Annotated in this window: 18 protein-coding genes; all 18 read left to right on the top strand. The window is 68.2% G+C overall.

All coding sequences use genetic code 11. The features are described 5' to 3' along the window. Nucleotides 1–65 precede the first annotated feature (65 nt). The 18 genes from IF23_RS0119740 (at nucleotide 66) to IF23_RS0119640 (ending at nucleotide 19,139) form a co-directional block, all read left to right on the top strand. Entirely contained in the window at nucleotides 66–2,462 is a 2,397-nt protein-coding gene (locus tag IF23_RS0119740; RefSeq protein ID WP_078654101.1) for a phage tail tape measure protein, read from the top strand. Between the two features lie 40 nt (nucleotides 2,463–2,502). Then, entirely contained in the window at nucleotides 2,503–3,306 is an 804-nt protein-coding gene (locus tag IF23_RS0119735) for a phage tail family protein (protein WP_030285466.1), read from the top strand. A 23-nt stretch (nucleotides 3,307–3,329) separates the two neighbouring features. Beyond that, a complete protein-coding gene (locus IF23_RS0119730) occupies nucleotides 3,330–4,376 on the top strand; it encodes a hypothetical protein (protein WP_211266178.1) in 1,047 nt (348 codons plus the stop codon). Beyond that, nucleotides 4,360–5,169, top strand: a complete 810-nt coding sequence (locus tag IF23_RS0119725) for a hypothetical protein (protein ID WP_030285463.1) — start codon at nucleotides 4,360–4,362, stop codon at nucleotides 5,167–5,169. The genes IF23_RS0119730 and IF23_RS0119725 overlap by 17 nt, the downstream gene beginning before the upstream one ends. Nucleotides 5,170–5,177: 8 nt before the next feature. Continuing rightward, nucleotides 5,178–5,423 carry a hypothetical protein gene (locus IF23_RS0119720; protein WP_030285462.1) on the top strand — a complete coding sequence of 82 codons (246 nt, stop codon included), beginning with the start codon at nucleotides 5,178–5,180 and terminating at the stop codon, nucleotides 5,421–5,423. Between the two features lie 69 nt (nucleotides 5,424–5,492). Next, nucleotides 5,493–7,235 (top strand): collagen-like domain-containing protein, encoded by a 1,743-nt coding sequence (locus tag IF23_RS33620; protein WP_037678774.1) that lies wholly within the window; start codon nucleotides 5,493–5,495, stop codon nucleotides 7,233–7,235. A gap of 88 nt (nucleotides 7,236–7,323) precedes the next feature. Beyond that, nucleotides 7,324–8,244, top strand: coding sequence for a peptidoglycan-binding protein (locus tag IF23_RS0119710; RefSeq protein ID WP_051739723.1), 921 nt, complete (start codon nucleotides 7,324–7,326; stop codon nucleotides 8,242–8,244). 113 nt (nucleotides 8,245–8,357) lie between these two features. After that, nucleotides 8,358–8,558, top strand: coding sequence for a hypothetical protein (locus IF23_RS0119705; RefSeq protein ID WP_157848042.1), 201 nt, complete (start codon nucleotides 8,358–8,360; stop codon nucleotides 8,556–8,558). A gap of 52 nt (nucleotides 8,559–8,610) precedes the next feature. Beyond that, nucleotides 8,611–9,189: a deoxynucleotide monophosphate kinase family protein gene (locus tag IF23_RS0119700; RefSeq protein WP_030285454.1), complete on the top strand. Its 579-nt coding sequence runs from the start codon at nucleotides 8,611–8,613 to the stop codon at nucleotides 9,187–9,189. 167 nt (nucleotides 9,190–9,356) lie between these two features. Then, nucleotides 9,357–10,622, top strand: a complete 1,266-nt coding sequence (locus IF23_RS32165; RefSeq protein WP_157848041.1) for a hypothetical protein — start codon at nucleotides 9,357–9,359, stop codon at nucleotides 10,620–10,622. 250 nt (nucleotides 10,623–10,872) lie between these two features. Beyond that, nucleotides 10,873–11,712 (top strand): hypothetical protein, encoded by an 840-nt coding sequence (locus tag IF23_RS0119685; RefSeq protein WP_030285450.1) that lies wholly within the window; start codon nucleotides 10,873–10,875, stop codon nucleotides 11,710–11,712. A 143-nt stretch (nucleotides 11,713–11,855) separates the two neighbouring features. Continuing rightward, entirely contained in the window at nucleotides 11,856–12,560 is a 705-nt protein-coding gene (locus IF23_RS0119680) for a hypothetical protein (protein WP_030285448.1), read from the top strand. Beyond that, a complete protein-coding gene (locus IF23_RS31435; RefSeq protein WP_037678768.1) occupies nucleotides 12,557–12,751 on the top strand; it encodes a hypothetical protein in 195 nt (64 codons plus the stop codon). Before IF23_RS0119680 ends, IF23_RS31435 begins: the two co-directional genes overlap by 4 nt. Further along, nucleotides 12,744–13,028, top strand: coding sequence for a hypothetical protein (locus IF23_RS0119670; protein WP_030285447.1), 285 nt, complete (start codon nucleotides 12,744–12,746; stop codon nucleotides 13,026–13,028). The genes IF23_RS31435 and IF23_RS0119670 overlap by 8 nt, the downstream gene beginning before the upstream one ends. Nucleotides 13,029–13,293: 265 nt before the next feature. Next, the gene (locus IF23_RS0119660; protein WP_030285443.1) at nucleotides 13,294–13,797 is read left to right on the top strand and encodes a hypothetical protein; all 504 of its coding nucleotides are present in this window, start codon (nucleotides 13,294–13,296) and stop codon (nucleotides 13,795–13,797) included. Between the two features lie 45 nt (nucleotides 13,798–13,842). Further along, nucleotides 13,843–16,332, top strand: coding sequence for a phage/plasmid primase, P4 family (locus IF23_RS0119655; protein ID WP_030285441.1), 2,490 nt, complete (start codon nucleotides 13,843–13,845; stop codon nucleotides 16,330–16,332). Nucleotides 16,333–16,347: 15 nt separating this feature from the next. Next, entirely contained in the window at nucleotides 16,348–16,788 is a 441-nt protein-coding gene (locus tag IF23_RS0119650; protein ID WP_051739721.1) for a DNA cytosine methyltransferase, read from the top strand. A 503-nt stretch (nucleotides 16,789–17,291) separates the two neighbouring features. Continuing rightward, complete coding sequence (locus tag IF23_RS0119640; RefSeq protein WP_030285435.1) at nucleotides 17,292–19,139, top strand: DNA polymerase; 1,848 nt, start codon at nucleotides 17,292–17,294, stop codon at nucleotides 19,137–19,139. Nucleotides 19,140–19,217: the final 78 nt, after the last annotated feature.

The following is a 19,217-nucleotide window of genomic DNA, read 5'->3' as shown; positions in this document are numbered from 1 at the left end:
GGGGCGCACGTCTCAGGGCTCTTCGGGGGAACGGCGGACGCCGGTCATGACGTAAGGGGGCCGGTGTGGCGCGACCCATCACGATCACGCTTCTCGGGGATGAGTCGGATCTCGCGAACTCTCTGGAGCGGAGCGCGACGGACGTATCCCGGTTCGCGGATGAGGTGGAACAGTCGCTGCGGCAGGCGACCGCCCAGGCCGGGGGCCTGGGGGATGCCGTGTCGGACGGTCTCGCGGACGCCGGGCACGAAGTCAGCTCCTTCGGTGAGCGCTTCAAGGGCGCCGCCGTGCTCGCCGGTGCGGCCATCGCCGGCGGACTCGCGGCCGGGCTGACCGAAGCTCTCGCCCAGGAGAAGAGCAACGATCTCCTGGCGGCTCAACTTGGGGCGTCCCCGGCGGAGGCTCAGCGCCTGGGCAAGGCCGCCGGTGAGATCTACTCATCCGGCTGGGGAGAGTCGGTCGAAGACGCCAACGCGTCGCTCAAGGCCCTGTGGCGGGAGGGGCTTGTCCCGGCGGGGGCCACGGCGGACGAGCTGGCCAACATCGGCAAGCGGGCCATGGACGTGGCCGATGTCCTGGGCGAAGAAGTGGGGCCCACCGCCAACGCGGCGGGCAACATGATCAAGGCGGGCCTTGCCAAGAACGCGGAAGAAGCGTTCGACATCATGGCCCGGGGTGCTCAGACGGGCGCGAACAAGGCCGAAGACCTAGCCGACGTTTTCAACGAGTATTCGACAAATTTCCGGACCATGGGCCTGGACGGCGCCACCGCCATGGGGCTCGTCTCCCAGGGGCTCCAGGGCGGCGCACGCGACGCGGACAAGGTCGCGGACGCCATCAAGGAGTTCTCGCTTGTCGCCAGTCAGGGCGGGGCGGCGGTAGAGGAAACGTTCAGCTCGATCGGGCTGAACGGTTCCCAGATCGTGAAGGACGTGGCGGCCGGAGGCGACTCCGCGAAGGCGGCCATGGACAAGGTCCTTGACGCCCTCCGCCAGATGCCCGCTTCGGCGGAGCGCGCGAGTGCCGTCAAGACGCTCTTCGGAGGACCGGGTGAAGACCTGGGCGCGGCGCTCTTCTCGCTGAACGTGGACACGGCGGCGAAGTCGCTGGGCAAGGTGGCCGGAGCCGCGAAGGCGGCCGGGGACACCATGCACGACAACGCGGCAACGAAGCTCTCCGCGTTCTGGCGCTCGCTCCAACAGGGCGCTGTTGACGTACTGGGCGGCGCGGTCCTCCCTGCCCTTGACGATCTCATCGGAGCGTCCGTCGCCGTGGGCCGGTTCATCGCAGAGAACAAGGTTCCGATCACGGCCGTGGCCGGGGTCATAACGGTTCTTCTCCTTCCGGCGCTAATCGCCTGGGGGATCACGGCCACCCAGTCCGCAATGGCCAACGGCATAGCGTGGGCCACATCCACGGCCACCGCGACCACGAGCGCGGCCTCCCAGGCTCTGGCCTACTGGTCCGTGGTCGGGGGCTGGCTCAGAGCTGGCGGTCAGGCGGCGATATCCGCCGCCATCGTCGTGGGGGGCTGGATCGCGATGGGCGCCCAGGCGCTTGTGCAGGCGGCCCGGATGGCTGCCGCGTGGCTCGTCGCCATGGGACCGGTCGCGCTCGTGATTGCCGCTGTGGTCGGGATCGCTGCACTCATCTGGGCCAACTGGGACAAGGTCATCAACTGGACCACCCAGGCGTGGGACTGGGTGTGGAACAAGATCAAGCAGGTTGTCGCCTTCCTGGTGAACTTGTTTCTCACGCTCACGCTGGTCGGTCTGATCGTCCAGCACTGGGACGAGATCAAGGACGCCACCGGAGCCGCCTGGGACTGGGTCGCGGACAAGATTGACGCGGCGCTCGCTTGGCTGGGCAACGCGCTCCTGAACTTCACCGGGGCCGGGTTTCTGATCAAGCACTGGGACGAGATCAAGGACGCCACGGGGCGTGCCTTCGAGGACGTGAAGGAGAAGGCTCGCAACGGCGTCAACGCGGTGGTGGGGTTCTTCGCCTCCCTGCCGGGGCGCATCGGGCAGGCGGCCGGTGGGGTGGCCCGCGCCGCACTGGGGATCGGCGGCAACGTCGTCAATGGGCTGAAGAATGGACTCAGCCGACTCGGGGGCTTCGCCTCAAGCCTGGGCTCCGCAGTGACCGGCGCGGCCAAGGGAGCGATCAACCACGTGGTGGATCTCCTGAACTGGGCCATCCCGGACCGCCTGGGCTGGGGCCCGCTGTCCATCGACCTTCCGGACAACCCGATCCCGCATGTGCGCGCCATGGGCGGACCCGCACAGGGCCTGACCCGCGTGGGCGAGCGCGGCCCGGAGTGGGTTTCCCTGCCCAGCGGATCAACCGTGATTCCGAACCACGCGGCCCCCGCAGCGGGTGGAGTCGTCGTCAACGTCCGCTCTCAGGCGGACCCCTGGACCATCGGGCGTGAAGTCGCCTGGGCCCTTCGTACTACGTAACCAACCGACTCACGTGAGTCGGTTGAAGGGGGGAATGGACATGGCGGAGCTGAACGACTGGACCGCCGAATATGCGGGACTTGTCATGGGGGAGCCTGACTCCGCCGTGTCCATCGTGGCCGTTGACGGGCTCGTGTCGCTGCCGGACGTGCGGTCTTCGGACCTCACGCTTGTGCAGCAACACGGGCTCTACCCCGGTGACGACTACATGAACGGCCGGACCGTGACCCTGACCCTTGAGGTGTACGGGGCGACCGATGAGGAGTTCGCCCAGGAGCTGGGCCGGGTCTTCGCCGCGTTCACGGTCGGCGGGCCGGAGAGCCCGCTCCGCTTCCGCTTCCCCGGACTTGCCGCCGGGGCCACCGCCTTCGTCAACGTCCGCCCGCGTAAGCGTTCCGGGCCCGTCGATCTGAACTTCGCGCACCGGGTGTGCAACGTGGTGATCGAGCTGTTCGCCACGGACCCGCACATCTACGCCGACGCGGTGACGAGCCGGACCCTGTCCAGCCCTTGGCAGGGGTCCGCGCCGAAGCTCCGCTTCACCTCCCCGGGCTCTGTCCCCGTGCGTCCCGTGATCACGCTGGACGGCGCGCAGGACTGCGTACTCACCGATGAGGTCACCGGGTGGTACTTCGGCACGGCCGGGGCCCCCGGCGGGCTCACGATCAACTCAGAGGCTCAGCGCCTGACCGAAACGGAGACCGGTGTACTCGTGAACGACAAGATCACCCCCGGGTCTGTGTGGCCCGAATACGGCTTCGGGGATCACCGGCTCACCCTGTCCACCGCATCCACCGCTGGGCCGGCAACGGCGGTCATTGCCTGGCGGGACCGGTGGGTGTGATGGGCGCCCCCAGGTACACCGTCGTGCAGACGGACGTGAAGACCGGCGTGGTGGTCAACCGCCTGCCGGTCACTGGCATTTCGTTCACGCATACGCTCAACGCGGCTGGGGCCGCGACCATCGGAATCCCGCTGTTCGCCCCGGAGGCCGACCCGGAATCGCTCATCGCGGGTATCAGCGGTCTCGTGGTTCTGCGGGACGGGGAACCGGTGTGGGGCGGGATCTTCTGGACCGCCTCCGCTGACATCGAGGCGGGGACGCTCTCCCTGGGCGCCACCGGCTTCCACTCCCACTACAAGGGCCGCGTCTTCGGCAGCGGATGGAGTGCCCGGAGCCTGGAGCAGGCGAACATCCTGAAGGCGTGGATTGCCTACTTCAACGCGGACAACGGCATCGGCACGGACACGAGCACGATCAAGGCGACCGGCGCGAAGCGAACCACGGTGTGGACCCGGTACGAGCTGAAGAACGCCGGGGAGGCCATCGAGCAACTGGCGGACAACATCAACGGGTTCAACTTCCGCTATGAAACGTACTGGGCTGAGCCCGGTGTCAGGGTGGGCAACCGGTTCGTCATGACCAGCCGCGCGGGCTCCGCGACCCGGACTTTGACACACCGTGCGAACTGCAACGTCACGCAGGTCAGCTACGACTCAACGGCACTGTGTACCACCGCGTACGCGACTGGGGCCGACAAGGGCAATGGCGAAAAGCTCGTTGGCATCTTCGAGAACAAGGAGCTTGCTGCCCGGATGCCTGAGCGCGTCATGGTCGGCACGTACCCGGACGTGAAGGAAACGCAGACACTCATCGGCAAGGCCCAAGCCACCGCCAATGCCGGATCAGTGCCCACCGCGATACCGGAACTCACCCTCTACCCAGGACAGTTCGCACCACTGGACTTCGCCCCGGGCGATTACGTGGCCGTGGACGCGGACGCGGGATATGTCGCCTTCCTGGACGAGTTCGCCGTGACCGAAGTCGCCACGACGGTGGACGCGAACGGCACGGAGTCCATCCGCCTGGCGCTCGCCAGTAAGGAGTTGTGGAGCAATGCCAACCCAAGCTAACGGCGTCCCGCCCTCTCTCGTGAACGAACTGGCGGAGATCCGGCGCCGGCTCAGCGCCATCGAGCGGGCACCCGCACCGGTGAACTCCTTCGACCGGTACCCGCCCGTTGAGTGGGCGGCACAGAACCGCCCGGCGGTCAGCGGGAACGTGTGGGCCTCCGTGAGCGTCGCCAACGCCACGGGGCTCGTTTTCGACCGCGTGGAATGCAAGTTCATCACTGACCACCTGTTCACAGGAAAGCGGGAGGCGGAGGTCCGCCTTGCCGCGTTCCGGCACACAGGCAGGGCGGAACGCGAGATCGTCAGCGCGTCCAGGGTCCTCAACCTCACCGGTGCTCAGGTACGGCAGGTGGGCGTGGTTGTCATGCGCTGGGTCCACGGCATCCCCTACGGCTGGGACTACCAGGATGAGACCACCGTCTACACCATCGAGCTACAGCACAGGTACAAGCGGGGGCCGGAGCACCCCAAGGGGCGCGACATCTACGCGATTTCCGCCACTGAAGGGGCCGCCATCGACGGGAACATCCTCAACTACGGCTACAAGCAGGACGAGAGCGGTAAGTGGTGGTGGGTGCCGACCTACCGTGACAAGAGCCCATGGGCGCCGGACTTCGTCACCGTGCCCAACTCCGACGACGGGGCGTACGGGATCTCCGCCATGCACTACTGCGTAGGTCTGCCGAAGGAGCGCATCCCGGAAGCCGACGAGAAGGGTTGGGCCTGGATGCGGGGGACGGACGGCGGATGGGGCCGTGACCCGGACATCACAGAGCCAATCTTGGGTGTTTAGGGGGAACGATGGACCTGACCCGCCTCTACGGGGCCGCTGAGACTGCCGTTCCCCTGTTGCTCTTCATCGGCGTGGTGCTCCACCGGTGGCAAACCGGGATGCGCGACGCGTGGCGCGAAGAAGCGGAAGCTTGGGCGAGCAAGGCGGAGCGCCAGGCGGAAGAGCTTGCGGAGCTGCGCGAAGAGGTCCGGGAGCTGCGGCGCGAGAACGCCGAACTCCGGGCCCAGGTCGCGGAACTCCTGGCCCGCCCATAAGACCGAACCGCAGGGCATCCAACCGACTCACGTGAGTCGGTTGGATGCCCCATTTCTGTAGGGGGAAGCATGAGCACACCGACCGACACTAGCCCGCTGCCGCCCGGCATTCCGACCGTCCGCGTGCACGGCCGCTACCTGGGCCCTGACGGACGCGCACTGACTGGAACCGTTACTTTCACCGCTCCGGGGCTCCTCACCTTTCCGCAGTCGGATCTGTTCATCGCCGGGCCCGTGGTGGCGGCGCTGGACGAGAACGGTTCCTTCTCCGCCCGCCTGCCTGCGACGGACGCGCCGGACATGAACCCCAGCGGCTGGGCGTGGACCGTCAAGGAGAACCTTGCCGGGGTCGTGGGCTCCCGGACCTTCGCCCTGTTGCTGCCCAAGAACGTCCCGGACGTGGACCTTGCCGACGTGGCGCCCGCAGACCCGACCACCCCGAACTACGTGCCCGTACCCGGCTCCCAGATCTACACCGGCAACACCGCTCCGGCGGCGGACCTGGGCCTGGATGGGGACTTCTACACCCAGTACGACACCCGGAGCCTTCTGGGAGTCACGCACACCACCGTGACCATGTGGAAGAAGAGCGGCGGTGCCTGGGCAACCGTGGGCGGAGACCTCCGGGGATCTCAGTGGTACGTGAACGACACCACCACGCCCAGCGCCGACGCGAAGCCGGGGGATCTTCTCCTTCGTGCCGACACCGGCGATATCCGGCAGCGGGGCGAGACTGACTGGGGCGCCCCCGTCGGCAACTTGAAGGGGCCCAAGGGCGACACCGGCCCCCAGGGCGACCGGGGCCCCAAGGGGGACACCGGAGAGGCAAGCACCGTCCCCGGCCCGAAGGGCGACACCGGCCCGGCCGGCCCTCCCGGGCCCGTCGGGCCTGAAGGTGTCCAGGGCCCGAAGGGCGATCCGGGGAACGGCTCGGTCAACAGCGTCAACGGCAGCCTGGGCCCGGACATCGTCCTTCATGCTGCCGACGTGGGCGCCGTACCGGCTTCTGATCGGGGAGCCCCGGGTGGCGTCGCGTCGCTGGACGAGACCGGGAAGGTTCCCGGCGCCCAACTCTCCATCCCCTCCGGGGCGGTGGTCACCGTCAACGGCAAGAGCGGCCCAACCGTCACCCTGGTCGCTGCCGACGTGTCCGCCCTGGCGACCTCCGCCCGGGGCACGGCCAACGGCGTGGCCTCCCTGGACGGCTCGTCCCGCCTCCCCCTCGCCCAGCTCCCGCTGGAGGTCCCCACGGACCACACTTGGGGCCCATCCGACCTGGGCCTGAAGGCGTGGGCATTCGACCCGGCGGTTGGGATGAGCACGCCCATTTACCCCGGCAACGCAACTCTCCGGATCACCGCCGTGCTCTTGAAGAGCACGCAGACGGTTTCCCGCGTCTGCTGGCACTTCGGCGGGTACGCGGGCGGGATGACTGCCGGTTCCTGGGGCGCCATCTACAACGCGTCGGGCACCCGCGTGGGCACGACGGCAGCGCTGACCGGGGAGACGGTCATTGCCGGAGTCCACAACGCGGGCGGCGCCACCGTGTCCGCTCCGCTCACGGCTAACGCGTCCCTGCCCGCCGGGATCTACTACGTGGCGTGGTCCTTCCGGTACAACACCACGGCCGGGGACGGGCCCATGATGCTGTGCGCCGATTCTGCCTTCGGCTCTCCGCCCAACTTCTTTGGGCTCAACAACATCAGGCGGTACGGCTCCATCGCGGGCACGGCTGCCACATCTGCCCCCGCGTCCATCAGCCTGAGCGCCGTGGAGAACGGCTCCAACAGGTTCTGGGCGGCACTCGCCTAGCAGGCAACCGACTCGCCAGACCCCCAGTGCAACGCGCCCCCGTCCGGACTTCGGGCGGGGGTTTCCCTCTGAACAAGGGAGGTCGCGCATGGCGCGATTCAACGGGGCGACGTGGAAGCCCATTCCGACCAACTACACCGCAGGCGGGCAGGACTCCGTCCACGGCGTGGTGATCCACATCATGGACGGCTCCTACGCCGGTACCGATTCGTGGTTCCGGAACAGCCGGGCTCAGGCGTCCGCCCACTTCGGCACGAGCCGCGCCGGTCAGCTCTGCCAGTGGGTGGACACCGCCAACCGGGCCTGGGCCCAGGCGGGCGGCAACCGGGCATGGCTGAGCATCGAGAACGAGGGGCGGGGCGGGGACACGCTGACGGACGCCCAGCTCTCCCGGTGCGCCGAAGTGCTCGCCTGGGCGCACAAGACCCACGGCGTCCCGCTTCGGCTAACCACCGACCCGAACGGCCGGGGCCTGGGGTACCACGGCATGGGCGGGAGTGCCTGGGGCGGGCACACATCGTGTCCCGGTTCACGTGTGGTCGCCCAGCTCCCGGAGATCCTGAAGCGCGCGAAGGCCATCGCGGGCGGCTCCTCCCCGGCCCCGACCACTGGGAGCTACACGGTGAAGAGCGGGGACACCCTCTCTGGCATCGGCCGGGCCCTGGGGATCAAGTGGCAAACCCTGGCCCAGCTCAACGGGCTCAAGGCGCCTTACGTCATCCGGCCCGGCCAGAAGCTCAAGACGAAGGCGAGCGCGCCGAAGTACGCGCCGTTCCCCGGTGAGGCGTACTTCAAGGGCAAGCCCAATGGCCCGCTCGTCACGGCCATGGGTCGCCGGCTCGTGGCTGAGGGGTGCTCCGCCTACTCGTCCGGCCCCGGCCCCCAGTGGACGAACGCGGACCGCGAGTCCTTCCGCAAGTGGCAGCGCAAGCTGCGCGACGCCCCGGCGTACTGCGACGGCTGGCCCGGCAAACGCCAGTGGGACGCGCTCAAGGTCCCGGCGGTCTAACCGCTACCCAGCGTGCCGCCAGGAGCGGCACACGAGCCCGGCCGTGGACGAGCCTGCCCACGACGCGGCGCACACCATCACACACAGCAACAACAGGGGGTACCCGCATGATCGTGGAGTTCGTACAGAAGCACGCTGCCCGGATCTACACCGTGGCCGTGGCAGTTCTCGCGCTCGTGGCCCACTTCGTCCCGTCGCTGCCGTCCGCGCTCATCCTGGGCGTGGTCGCGGCGGTGCTGGGTACCGGTGAGGCAGTCCAGCGCCTGGAGGACCGCAAGACCCAGGCCGCCTACACCACCCAGTACCGGGCGTAGGCAATCGGCACCCCAGACCCCCGGTGAGAGCACTCCACCGAAGGGGACTGGGATGACGTACCGACACATCGCACTCATGGGCCGGGCCGGGGCGGGCAAGGACGAGATCGGGCGCCGGCTCGTCCGCCGGTGGGCGTTCACGCGGGTGGCCTTCGCTGACCCGCTCAAGGAGATGGCCCTCCGCGTGGACCCGGTCGTCACCTACGAGCCCGCCGGGTTCGGGCCCGTCCCGGTTCGCCTGTCCGACGTGGTCAACCGCTTCGGCTGGGACCGGGCCAAGCGCCGAAGCCCGGAGATCCGGCGCACGCTTCAGCGCATGGGGTCGGCGGTGCGCAAGCAGGACCCGGGCTACTGGGTGAATCTCGCCATGGACCGGGTGTCCGTGGCCGACGCCTGGAACCTCCCGGTGGTCGTGACCGACGTGAGGCACGTCAACGAGTGTGAGGCCCTGAAGAACCGGGGCTTCACGCTCGTTCGGGTGAACCGCCCCGCCACTCCGCACCTGGGCGTCAACGCGGCCCACGAGAGCGAAACGGAGCTTGACGCCTACCCGGCGGACATGACGCTCACCAACGCCGGCCCCCTGGCTGAGCTGCACTGTGCAGCTGACCGGCTCGTCACCTACCAGTGACCGAAGAAAGCCCCTCACCCTTCCCGGGTGAGGGGCTTTCTGCGTACCCAAGTGACTCACGCGAGTCGCTTGAACACGGCTACGCGGCACACGGGTTGCTGCTACGGTTTTCTGAAAACACGACCCGGGGGGATCGCGGGACGTGATCGTTTCTCAGAAAGGCAGTCATGCCGAAGAAGGGTCAGCGCCTGCCGTGGCGCCTGTCGTACGTCTGGGGCGGATCGGGCACCAAAGGTGCGACCCCGTATGCCGACGAAGGGGGAGCGCATCGAGGAGCACTGGACATGTTCCGAACCGCTCGCATGCGTGAGTCGGACCTTGAGATCACCATCGAGAACCGCGACACCGGGGAGAAATACGAGATGACCGCCAACGACGCGATCAAGGACACGGTCAACGGCAACCTGGAGCGCATCCGCGCCATGGTTGCCAACGGCGCGGACGAGAGCGCCATTGCTGAAATCGTTGAGGAGACTGAGGGGCTTCTCAAGACGCTCAAGGGCAAGGGGTCGGTCCACCTTCGCACTGATCTGCGTGACGATCTCAAGGTAGCTCTCCAACCGCAGCTTCCCGCCGGGGGCGAGCCCCAGGGCGGCGCGGAGGCGGAGGGGGCCAAGGGTGCAGAGGTAGCCATCCCGGGCACCACAGGCGGGGGCGACGAAGACGACGACGAAGGCGACGACGAAGGCGACGACGAAGGCGACGGGGAACCGCTCGTCATCCCGGCGGACGTGGCCGCGCTGATCTCTGAGGCGTCCGCCCATGTGTCGTCGGCCGTCAACCTGGGCGTTGAGGCCAAGAAGATCGCGGAGAAGGTCTCCGAACTCCAGTTGGCCATGCGGAAGAAGTCGCTCAACACCTTCGAACTCCCGGACCTGATCGCTCATCAGAAGTACACGCGCAACACCGCCGCGCTGGTCTATGCGGAGGTGGCGGAGCAGATCGCCGACGACGATGAGGACAAGGCGGAGGTCCTTAAGTCGCTCAAGCGCGCGGTCCGCAACAAGAACAGTGACGTTCTCGTCGGGTACCTGCGGGGGCTGGACGCGGACAAGGAAGCGGGACTCGAAGAGGTCCAGAAGCACTACCCGGAGGCCGCTGACGCGTACCTGAAAGCGAAAGAGAAGGAGACGGAGGAGAGCCCCGCAAGCCTCACAGAGGCGGTCTACGGACTGTACGCGTCCAAGGGGATCGAACTCCCTCGCAAGGGCCGTACGGAGCTGGAGCGGGAGCGGCGGGCCGCGCTGAGGGGAGCCGACGAATCCCGGCTGACGCCTGAAGCCCGCCTTGAGAACTACTTCACCACGATCACGGCGGAGTTGGAGAAGGCGGAGAAGAACGCGGCGAAGCTCAACGGGCACCAGAAGCGCAAGGTCCGCACCCGCCTCAAGGCGCTCGCGGCACGTGCCCAGGAACTTGCCGACCAGATCTGAACTACGCCTTCCGAAGCCCCGTCGGTCTCTCTGCGGACCGGCGGGGCTTCGCTGCGTTCGGACCGCTTCGGCGGTCGGGTGACGAAGTGCCGGAATGAAGAAGAGGTTGGTACCGGGCAGAGACCCAACCACCAACAAGTAGAGGACATCCCGGAGACCGCGCCACCGCATCACTCCGTCACCGCCTGGGCAATGCGCTCCCCAGACCCGTGGTGTACCACTCACCACGAGCCTGAAGGGGGCCCGGCCCATGGGCCAGATCCGCACCATCAGCCGAAGCGGGAGCCGCTTCTACTTCGACCCCGAAAAGCCTGACCTCAAGGTCCCCGGTGTTACGTCCGTCCTCAGTATGCTGCCCAAGCCGTTTCTCGCGTTCTGGAACGCCCGGATGGTGGCGGAGCTGGCCGTTGACTCCTTGCCGTTCGTCCGGCAGATGGCGGAGCGCGACCGCCAGGGCGCCGTTGACTACCTGAAGGGCGCCGCCAGACGGTACACGAAGCGCCGCGCCGACCTGGGCAGCGACGCGCACGACCTGTTTGAGCGCATGATCCGGGGTGAGGCCCTGGGGCGCGTCCACCCGGACCTTGAGCCCTACCGCGACCACTTCGCGGAGTTCCTTGAGGCGGTCAACCCCGAACTCGTTCGCGCCGAAGACGTGGCATGGAGTGATCAATACGCCTATGCCGGGAGCTTCGACGCGATCCTCAACGTGTGGCTGGACGAGGAGGGGGAGCTGACCCCGGACCGCTCCGGCACGCGTCACACCGTGATCGTGGACTGGAAGACGAGCCGGAGCATCTACCCGGACGTGGCGCTTCAGATGGCCGCGTACGCCCATGCTGATCGCATCATCGACCCGCAGGGCGTGAGCGCGGCCATGCCGGAGTTCGACGGTGCGTGCGTCCTCCACATCACGGACGAGACGTGGACCTTTCAGCCGGTCCGCATCGATGAGGAGATCTTCCGCGTGTTCCTCACCCTGCTTCGGGTCCTTGATTGGGACCGTGAACTGTCCAAGAAGGTCATCGGCCGGGTCATCGCCCAGGCCACGGACCAACTCGTGACGGGCACCCAGCGGCGCGCCAAGTAGCACCCGCCCCCGGTGACTTCGGTTGCCGGGGGCTTTTCGTTATCCCCAGGCTGTGGGCAATCGGCCCCCTAGACCCCGAGTGAAGGGGGACGGGCGGCGCTCCGCTCTTCCCCCTGATCAGCAGACACCCAGGGGGATAGCGCATGGCGCTCCAGATTTTCGCCACCGACCCGGACGCGAAGCCGAAGCCGAAGCCGGAACACGAGTTCAGCAACGACTACGTGTTTCAGTTCCGGTCCGGCATGGTGGTCAACAAGAAGCCCGTCAGCCTCGCCAACTGGCGTGTGCTGACTGGTGATCCGGTCGTAGCCGACGCGGTGGCCCAGCTCCTGGGCGGCTCCGTCGAGGAGTACGACCCCACGAAGGAAATGAACCTCCAGATCCTCACGGACACCCCGTCCGTGGAGATCGTCCTTTCCGGCAGCAAGGCCATTGAGGACAAGCTCATCCTGTGGGGCCGGACCGGTCCGGTCCACGAGTGCGACGGGGTGAGCTTCCTGTCCCCGCCGGAGCGCAAGGGGGAGCCGTGCGGCTGCCCGAAGCTCATGAGCGAGCGCAAGGAGATGGCCCGCCAGGGCATCGGCCCGGCCCCGTCCATCAACGTCACCTTCCGTCTGGCCCATGACTACGAGCTGGGCAAGGGCAAGCTCATCGCGTCGGCGTGGACGCTCGCGGAGGTTATCCACGAGGTCAAGGACGCGCTTGACGCGGTCGAGGGTGAAGCCCTGTGCCGGCTGACCCTGGAGCACGTCAGCTTCATCAACGGCGCCGGGGAGAAGGTGGACTTCCGCAAGCCCGTGATTCAGGTCCTGGGCTCGTACAACGACGCGATTGCGGAGGCTCGTTGAGCGGGTATCTGCCCGGCTCGTTCCTGACCACGAAGGCGGGGACCGGGGAATTCGCCACGCTCCTTCGGTTCCTGCCGGACCCGGCGGTCAAGGCCCCCCTCTGGGAGTGGAAGCCGGGCGAGATCCCGCACGTCATCAGTGAGCGCCGCCGACGCTTCGGCGTGGACGAAGAGGAGTTCGTCTATGGGTAGACGCGGGACGGTCTCCGACTACGCGGGCAACGAGCTGTACCGGGGAGACCTGATCACGTACGGCGCCCGACAGGGCAACCGCGTCCGCCTGGCCGACGCGATCATTGAGAAGGTCACCGTGCGCCGGGTGGAAGGCATCCTTCGCCCCATGCTGCTCGTCCAGCCCACCGGGACGGAATCCGGCTTCGTGCCGCGTAAGCGTCTCCGGAAGGAATGGATCTCGAACGAACACGCACGGCTGTGCCTGTCCAACGTGACAGGCGAGCGCGACGCGTAGCCACACGGAAGGGCCGGACGGAACCCACTGGGTTGCCGCTCCGGCCCTTCGGCGTTTCCAAGCGACTCACGTGAGTCGCTTGAAGGGGGAGGAATGGAAGTAGGCATCACAAAGACGAGCGCTCCGGCGCTGGGGGACCTCTGCGCCCTGGAGGTGGGGGACACGCTGTGGCTTGCGCCCGGGGTGTCGGATCGCCGGGACTGGGGCCGGTACATGGACGCGGTGGCCCATGCGGTGTGCCGTGGCGCGGACGCGCGGTGGGTACGTGGCTAACCCGGCGAAAGTCCGGGGAACGGCCTGGGAGTCCGCCGTCCGGGATCACCTCAACGAAGCGCTGGGGCTCGTGGACGAGACGGGCAGGCTCAAGGACATCTTCTCTGCCCTCAACGTCCGGCGGGCAGCCCAGGAAGGCGCCAAGGACGTGGGCGACGTGCACTGTCCGCCCTTCGTCCTGGAGTGCAAGGACGTGAAGTCCCCGGCGGTCCCCACGTGGCTCCGGCAGGCGCACGTTGAGGCGCACCACGCGGGCTACCCGTACGGCGTGGTGGTCCACAAGGTCCGGCGGGCCAACGTCCGCCTGGCGCGCGTGCACTTGGGAGTACGGACGTGGACGCGGGTGCGTGTCGCGCTGGGGGTGTCCACGCGGGAGATGCGGGAGCGGTACGCCTTCGCGCCGACGGTGCGCGGTCTCGACTCCACCCGGTGGTACCTGACCACCGATTTGGCGCGCTTCGCCCAGCTCGTGGCGGACCTCCGCGCCCGGCTCTAGCGCGGGCAATCCGCGCCCCAGAGACCGGGTGAAGGAGGCACGCACATGCTGTTCACTCACCTGCTCGCCCGGTTCTCCCAGGTCACCGAAGAGGCGGACGGGGGTTATCTCGCCCAGTGCCCCGCGCACGGCGATTCCCGCCCGTCCCTTCGGATCTGGCGCGGGGATGACCACAAGGTCCGCGTCACTTGCCGGGCTGGCTGTCGGACCGAAGACGTGATCGGGGCCGTGGGGCTCCGCTTCCCGGACCTGTTCAACTCCGGCGGGGAGGGGTTGACCGTCTCATCCGTGCGCCCCCAGCTCGTGGGCGTCGCGGAGACTGCGGCACTGGCCCGGTACGTGGACGAGTCCACCACCCTGTTGCGGAGGCTGGACGACGAGACCGCCGGACGCGCCGCCCAGTACGCGGCAAGCCGCTTCGGACTCGACATGGACGGGGCCGCCGACCACCTACTTGGCGTGGACGACGGGGACACCATCGACGGCTTCCCCTACCGCTCCCGCTCGTTTCTGGCGTACCCGCGCCTGACGGTGCCGCTGAGGGACTTCTCCGGCACCCTCCGGGGGCTTCAGGGCCGGGACCTCACCGGGCAGTGTCCCGGGCGGTGGCTGAGCCTGATGAACCCCGAAGGGATGCGTTGGTCCGCCTACGGCGTCTTTCGCGGCGGGGGCGGGTACGGCGTCACCATCCTCGCGGAGGGGCCCGGAGACGCGCTCACCGCCACGGGCGTGGGCTACGACTCCGTGGCCGTGCGGGGCGCCAGTCTGGCCGGGAACCCGGAGCTGACAAGGGAGTTGGCCGAAGGGCTCAAGGGCTCCCAGGTCATCGTTGCCGGAGATCACGACGACGCGGGTGCCGGATTCACCCAGCGCCTGGCGGAGGGCCTTGCCGCCCACGGCGTGTCCGTGTTCGTGCTGGACATCCCCACCGCCGGTCACGACCTGACCCGGTGGCGCGAGGACGATCCGGCGGCTTTCCCCTCCGCTCTCCACCGTGCGGTGAAGGCGGCCCGGCCCGTCCAGCCCGCCAGCTCCGCGCTCGTGGACGGGGCCACCGGCGCACTCGTTCCGGACGCTGACGAAGCCGCCCGCGCGGTCCGGCTCATGAAGGAGTTCGCGGAGCGTTACGGCTCGTCCGACGTGCTCAACGCTCACTCGTTGGTGGCTTTCACCCGGGGCATGATCAAGCACGCCCCCGGGCTGGGTTTCTACATGTGGACGGGGAAGGTCTGGGAGCGCGGTGACACCCGCGTCCGTCAGGCCATCCACTACATGGGCGCCGCCCTGACCGTGGCTGCCGCTGAACTTAGCGCCGCCCATGTGGAGAAGGGCGGGGAGGCCAAGGACGATCCCGGGGCTCGGCTCCTGAAGGCCGCTCAGGGCTTCACGCTGACGCGGAACATCGACTCCTTGATACGGGAGCTGCGGGCGGTCCCGTCCGTCCACGTGGACGCGTCCGCGTTCGACGCCCACCCGGAACTTCTGACCTTCGCCAACGGAACGGTGGACCTCCGGACGGGGGAGCTGCGCGAGCACGACAAGCGCGACATGCTCACGTACGCGCTGGACATCGACTACCGACCCGAAGCCGAATGCCCCCGATGGCTGAGCTTTCTGCTCGAAGTCTTCCCGGGGCACCCGGAGTTGGCCGACTACTTCCGGCGGCTCGTGGGCTACGGCATCACAGGATCGGTCGCGGAACAGTGCTTCGTGGTCATGTGGGGGAAAGGCGCGAACGGGAAATCGGTGGCGACGGACACGCTCACCAGTGTTTTCAGGGCGGTCACGAAAACGACCGCGTTCGCCACCTTCGAGGAGCGGCCCAGCGGGGGAATTCCCAACGATATCGCCGGGCTGAGGGGGAGCCGGCTCGTGATGGCGAGCGAAGGCGAGAGCGGTAAGCCGATGTCGGAAGCGATCCTCAAGCGCACGTCCGGTAAGGACATGGTGTCCGCGAGGTTCATGAGGCAAGAGTTTTTCGAATTCAAGCCCAGCTTCCTTATCGTCCTTTCCACGAACCACCGCCCCCGCTTCCGTGGTCAGGATGAAGGTCTGTGGCGCCGGGTGAAAATGCTGCCGTTCACGCGGTGGTTCGCCCCGGAGGAGCGTGACCCCTACCTTGACCAGAAGCTCATGGCTGAGGCGGAGGGCATTGCCGCGTGGGCGGTCCGGGGTGCGATGGAGTGGTACGAGGGAGGGCTTCAGGACCCACCCGTCATCGCGGAGGCCACGCGGGACTACCGGGAGACCTCCGATGCGCTGAGCGGCTTCTTCCCCGGTGTGCTTGAACGCTACGAGGCAGCCCAGATGCCGGGTGGGGACGCGTTCAACGCGTATCTCGACTGGTGTGAGGCGGAAAACCTCCCGCTCAAGGAGCGGTGGACCCGGCGCGCGTTCTTCGGAGCCATGGAGGAGCGCGGGGTTGTCCGCAAGAAGACCAACAAGGGCATCGCGCTCGTAGGCGTCCGTCCGGCCGTGGACGACGCGGCGCCGTCCGGTCCCGGCATCTTCGATAAGTACGCCCACGCCGCGTAAGGGGGTGGGCTCGTCATGCCCATTTTGGAGTTGTGCGCCGGGTACGGGGGGCTGGGGCTCGCCGTGGAGGCGCTGACCGGAGAGCGCGTGCGCTACGTCGCGGAGATTGACCCGCACGCCTCCCAGATCCTGGCGGCCCGGTACCCGGACGCCCCGAACCTGGGGGACGTCCAGGCCATCGACTGGGCCGCGCTCAGGGGTGAAATCACCATCATCACGGCGGGCTTCCCGTGCCAGGGGATCAGCAACGCCGGACGACGAAGGGGGCTGAGCGATTCAAGGTCAGCAATCTGGTTCAACGTCCTTGACGCCGTTCGCGTCCTTCGACCGGGAGTCGTCTTCCTGGAAAATGTTGCCGCGATCCGGACGCGCGGGCTCGCGGAAGTCCTCGCGGGGCTGGTGGGCAGAGGGGGGTGGGGGGTGGGAGTGGGGGGGGGGGGGGGGGGGGGGCAGTAGCCAGCCTCACGCGGCAACCCTCGCCGACGAAGCTTGTTTTCTTCTTCCCCACTCCGACCGCCTCAGACGGTTTGGGCGGACCGGGCCAATCGAAGACCCGTCAGGGTTCTTCGAATCTCCGGACAGTCGTCGTTCTCCTTCCGCATGGTGGGGCGAATACCTCCCCGCCGTGCGGCGCTGGGAGGAGCTGACCGGGCGCGCCTCCCCTCCGCCCACTGAACGCGGGCCGCGCGGTGGCATCCGGCTCGTTCCCCGGTGGTGCGAATGGCTCATGGGCCTGCCCGCCGGCTGGGTCACCGAAGTACCCGGACTGACCCGTAAGCACCAACTCAAGGCGCTGGGCAACGGAGTTGTCCCCGCCCAGGCATTCGAAGCGTTCCGGCGGCTCATGGACTGACCGGACAACCGCACAGCACGGGCAGGGGCCCGCCCAGAACGACCGGGTGGGCTCCTGCCCTTCGTGCGCGCCGGGCGGACTCTGCCCCCGTTCACGGGGAGAGACCTTGCAGACCTACCGCCACGCGGTGGCCGGGGACACCGTCACCGTCCACGTGCCCCAGACCCGCGAAGACTTCACCCGCTTCAGCTCCTGGCTTGCCCGCGCCAACCGCCGGGGCCCCGTCGCACTCGACACGGAGACGAGCGGGCTGGACATCTACAGCCCCGGCTACCGCCTCCGGACCGTCCAGTTCGGGGACGAGCGGGACGCCTGGGTCATCCACTGGGAACGCGGGCCCGCCTTCCAGTCCGCCGCCCGCGCGGCACTGCGCCGCGTAGACCGCTTCCAGATTCACAACGCCCCCTTCGACTGGGCTGTTCTGGACGAGCACGCCGGGGCGCCGCTCGAAGTGCTCGCACCGCGCACCACGGACACCCGGCTCAAGGCCGGGCTCCTGGACCCCAGGCAGCCCCAGGAAGGCGGCATCGGCACGGGCCTCAAGCCCCTGTCCGCCCACTACGTGGACCCCTCCGCCCCGGACACGCAAGGGGACCTCACCCAGATCTTCCGGAGCCTGGGCCTGACGACGGCCACCGGCTGGGCCGGCATCCCCCTGGACCACCCCACCTACAACCTGTACGCGGGGCTGGACGTGATCCTCACGGCCCGCCTGGACCCCATCCTCACGCGGGAGCTGGACCGCCTGGGCGTGCGCCCTGAACTCGTCCAGTACGAACACGAGATAGCGCGGATCTGCACCCACATGCAGCGCGCGGGCATGGTCGTGGACGAGAGCTACGTACAGGAGCTGCGGGCCAACCTGACGTACGAGGAGCAGCATTACGCCGACGTGGCCCGCCGGTACGGCGTCGAGAACGTCAACAGCACCCGGACCCTGGCCGAAGCGCTCGTTGGCATGGGCGAGCGCCTGACGGAGCGCACCGGGAGTGGCGCCCTGAAGGTGGACAAGGCGGTCCTCTCCGCCCTGGCGGACCTGAGCCTTCAGGGTGAGCGCCTGAACGGTCGGACGCCCAACCCCCTGGCCGAAGCCGTGATCCGCTCGAAGCGGGCCGGGAAGTGGCGCGCGTCCTACGCGGACACCTTCCTTGAGGTCATGGACGCCGGGGGACGGTGTCACCCCTTCGTGCATTCCATGGCGGCCCGGACGGGGCGCATGTCCGTGACCCGGCCCGCGCTCCAGACCCTGCCCAGCTCAGACCAGATGATCCGGCGGGCCCTGCTCGCGGACCCCGGTCACGTCATGATCTCGTGCGACTTCAGCGCCGTTGAGATGCGCGTCCTTGCCGCCCTGGCGGACGTGCGACGGATGCGGGAGGGCTTCCTTGCCGGGGAAGACATCCACTGGTTCACGGCCCGGCTCGTCCGGGGAGCGGGGGCCACGGAGTCGGACCGCAAGGTCATGAAAGGCGCCGGGTTCTCGAAGGTCTACGGCGGAGGCGTCCGCACGGCCGCCCGCCAGACCGGGGCCAGTGAAGAGGCCATGGCCCGCGCCTTCGCGGAGTACGACCGGCTGTATCCGGAGATCAAGCGCGCGTCCCGCCGGTGGCAGCGGGAAGCGTACGAGTCCGGCATGGTCTTCGTCTCCGCGACAGGGCGCCGCCTGCCGCTGGACCGGGACCGTACTTACGCGGTGGTCAACTACGCCTGCCAGTCGGTGGCCCGGGACTGCCTGGGGCAAGCGCTCCTCAACATCGAGGAGGCGGGGCTCCTGGACATGCTCAAGCTCCCGATCCATGACGAAGCCCTCCTTTCGGCTCCGCGTGAAGACGCGGCAGATGCGGCCCGCGCGGTTGAGAAGGCAATGACCTTCGATCTGTACGGCGTCCCGATCACGGCCGAAGCCGAAATCGGCGGACGGAGCTGGGGCAGCCTCTACGGCGCGGATTACTGACCGGCGCCTGGCCCCGTCCCCCGCCCGGGGAGGGGGCCAGGCGCTGCCGATTCAAGCGACTCACGCGAGTCGCTTGAC

Origin of the sequence: Streptomyces catenulae, assembly GCF_000718015.1 — a bacterium.
Lineage (GTDB): Bacteria > Actinomycetota > Actinomycetes > Streptomycetales > Streptomycetaceae > Streptomyces > Streptomyces catenulae.
Note: the sequence above shows the minus strand (reverse complement) of the source record. Positions and strands in the feature narration are given on the sequence as shown.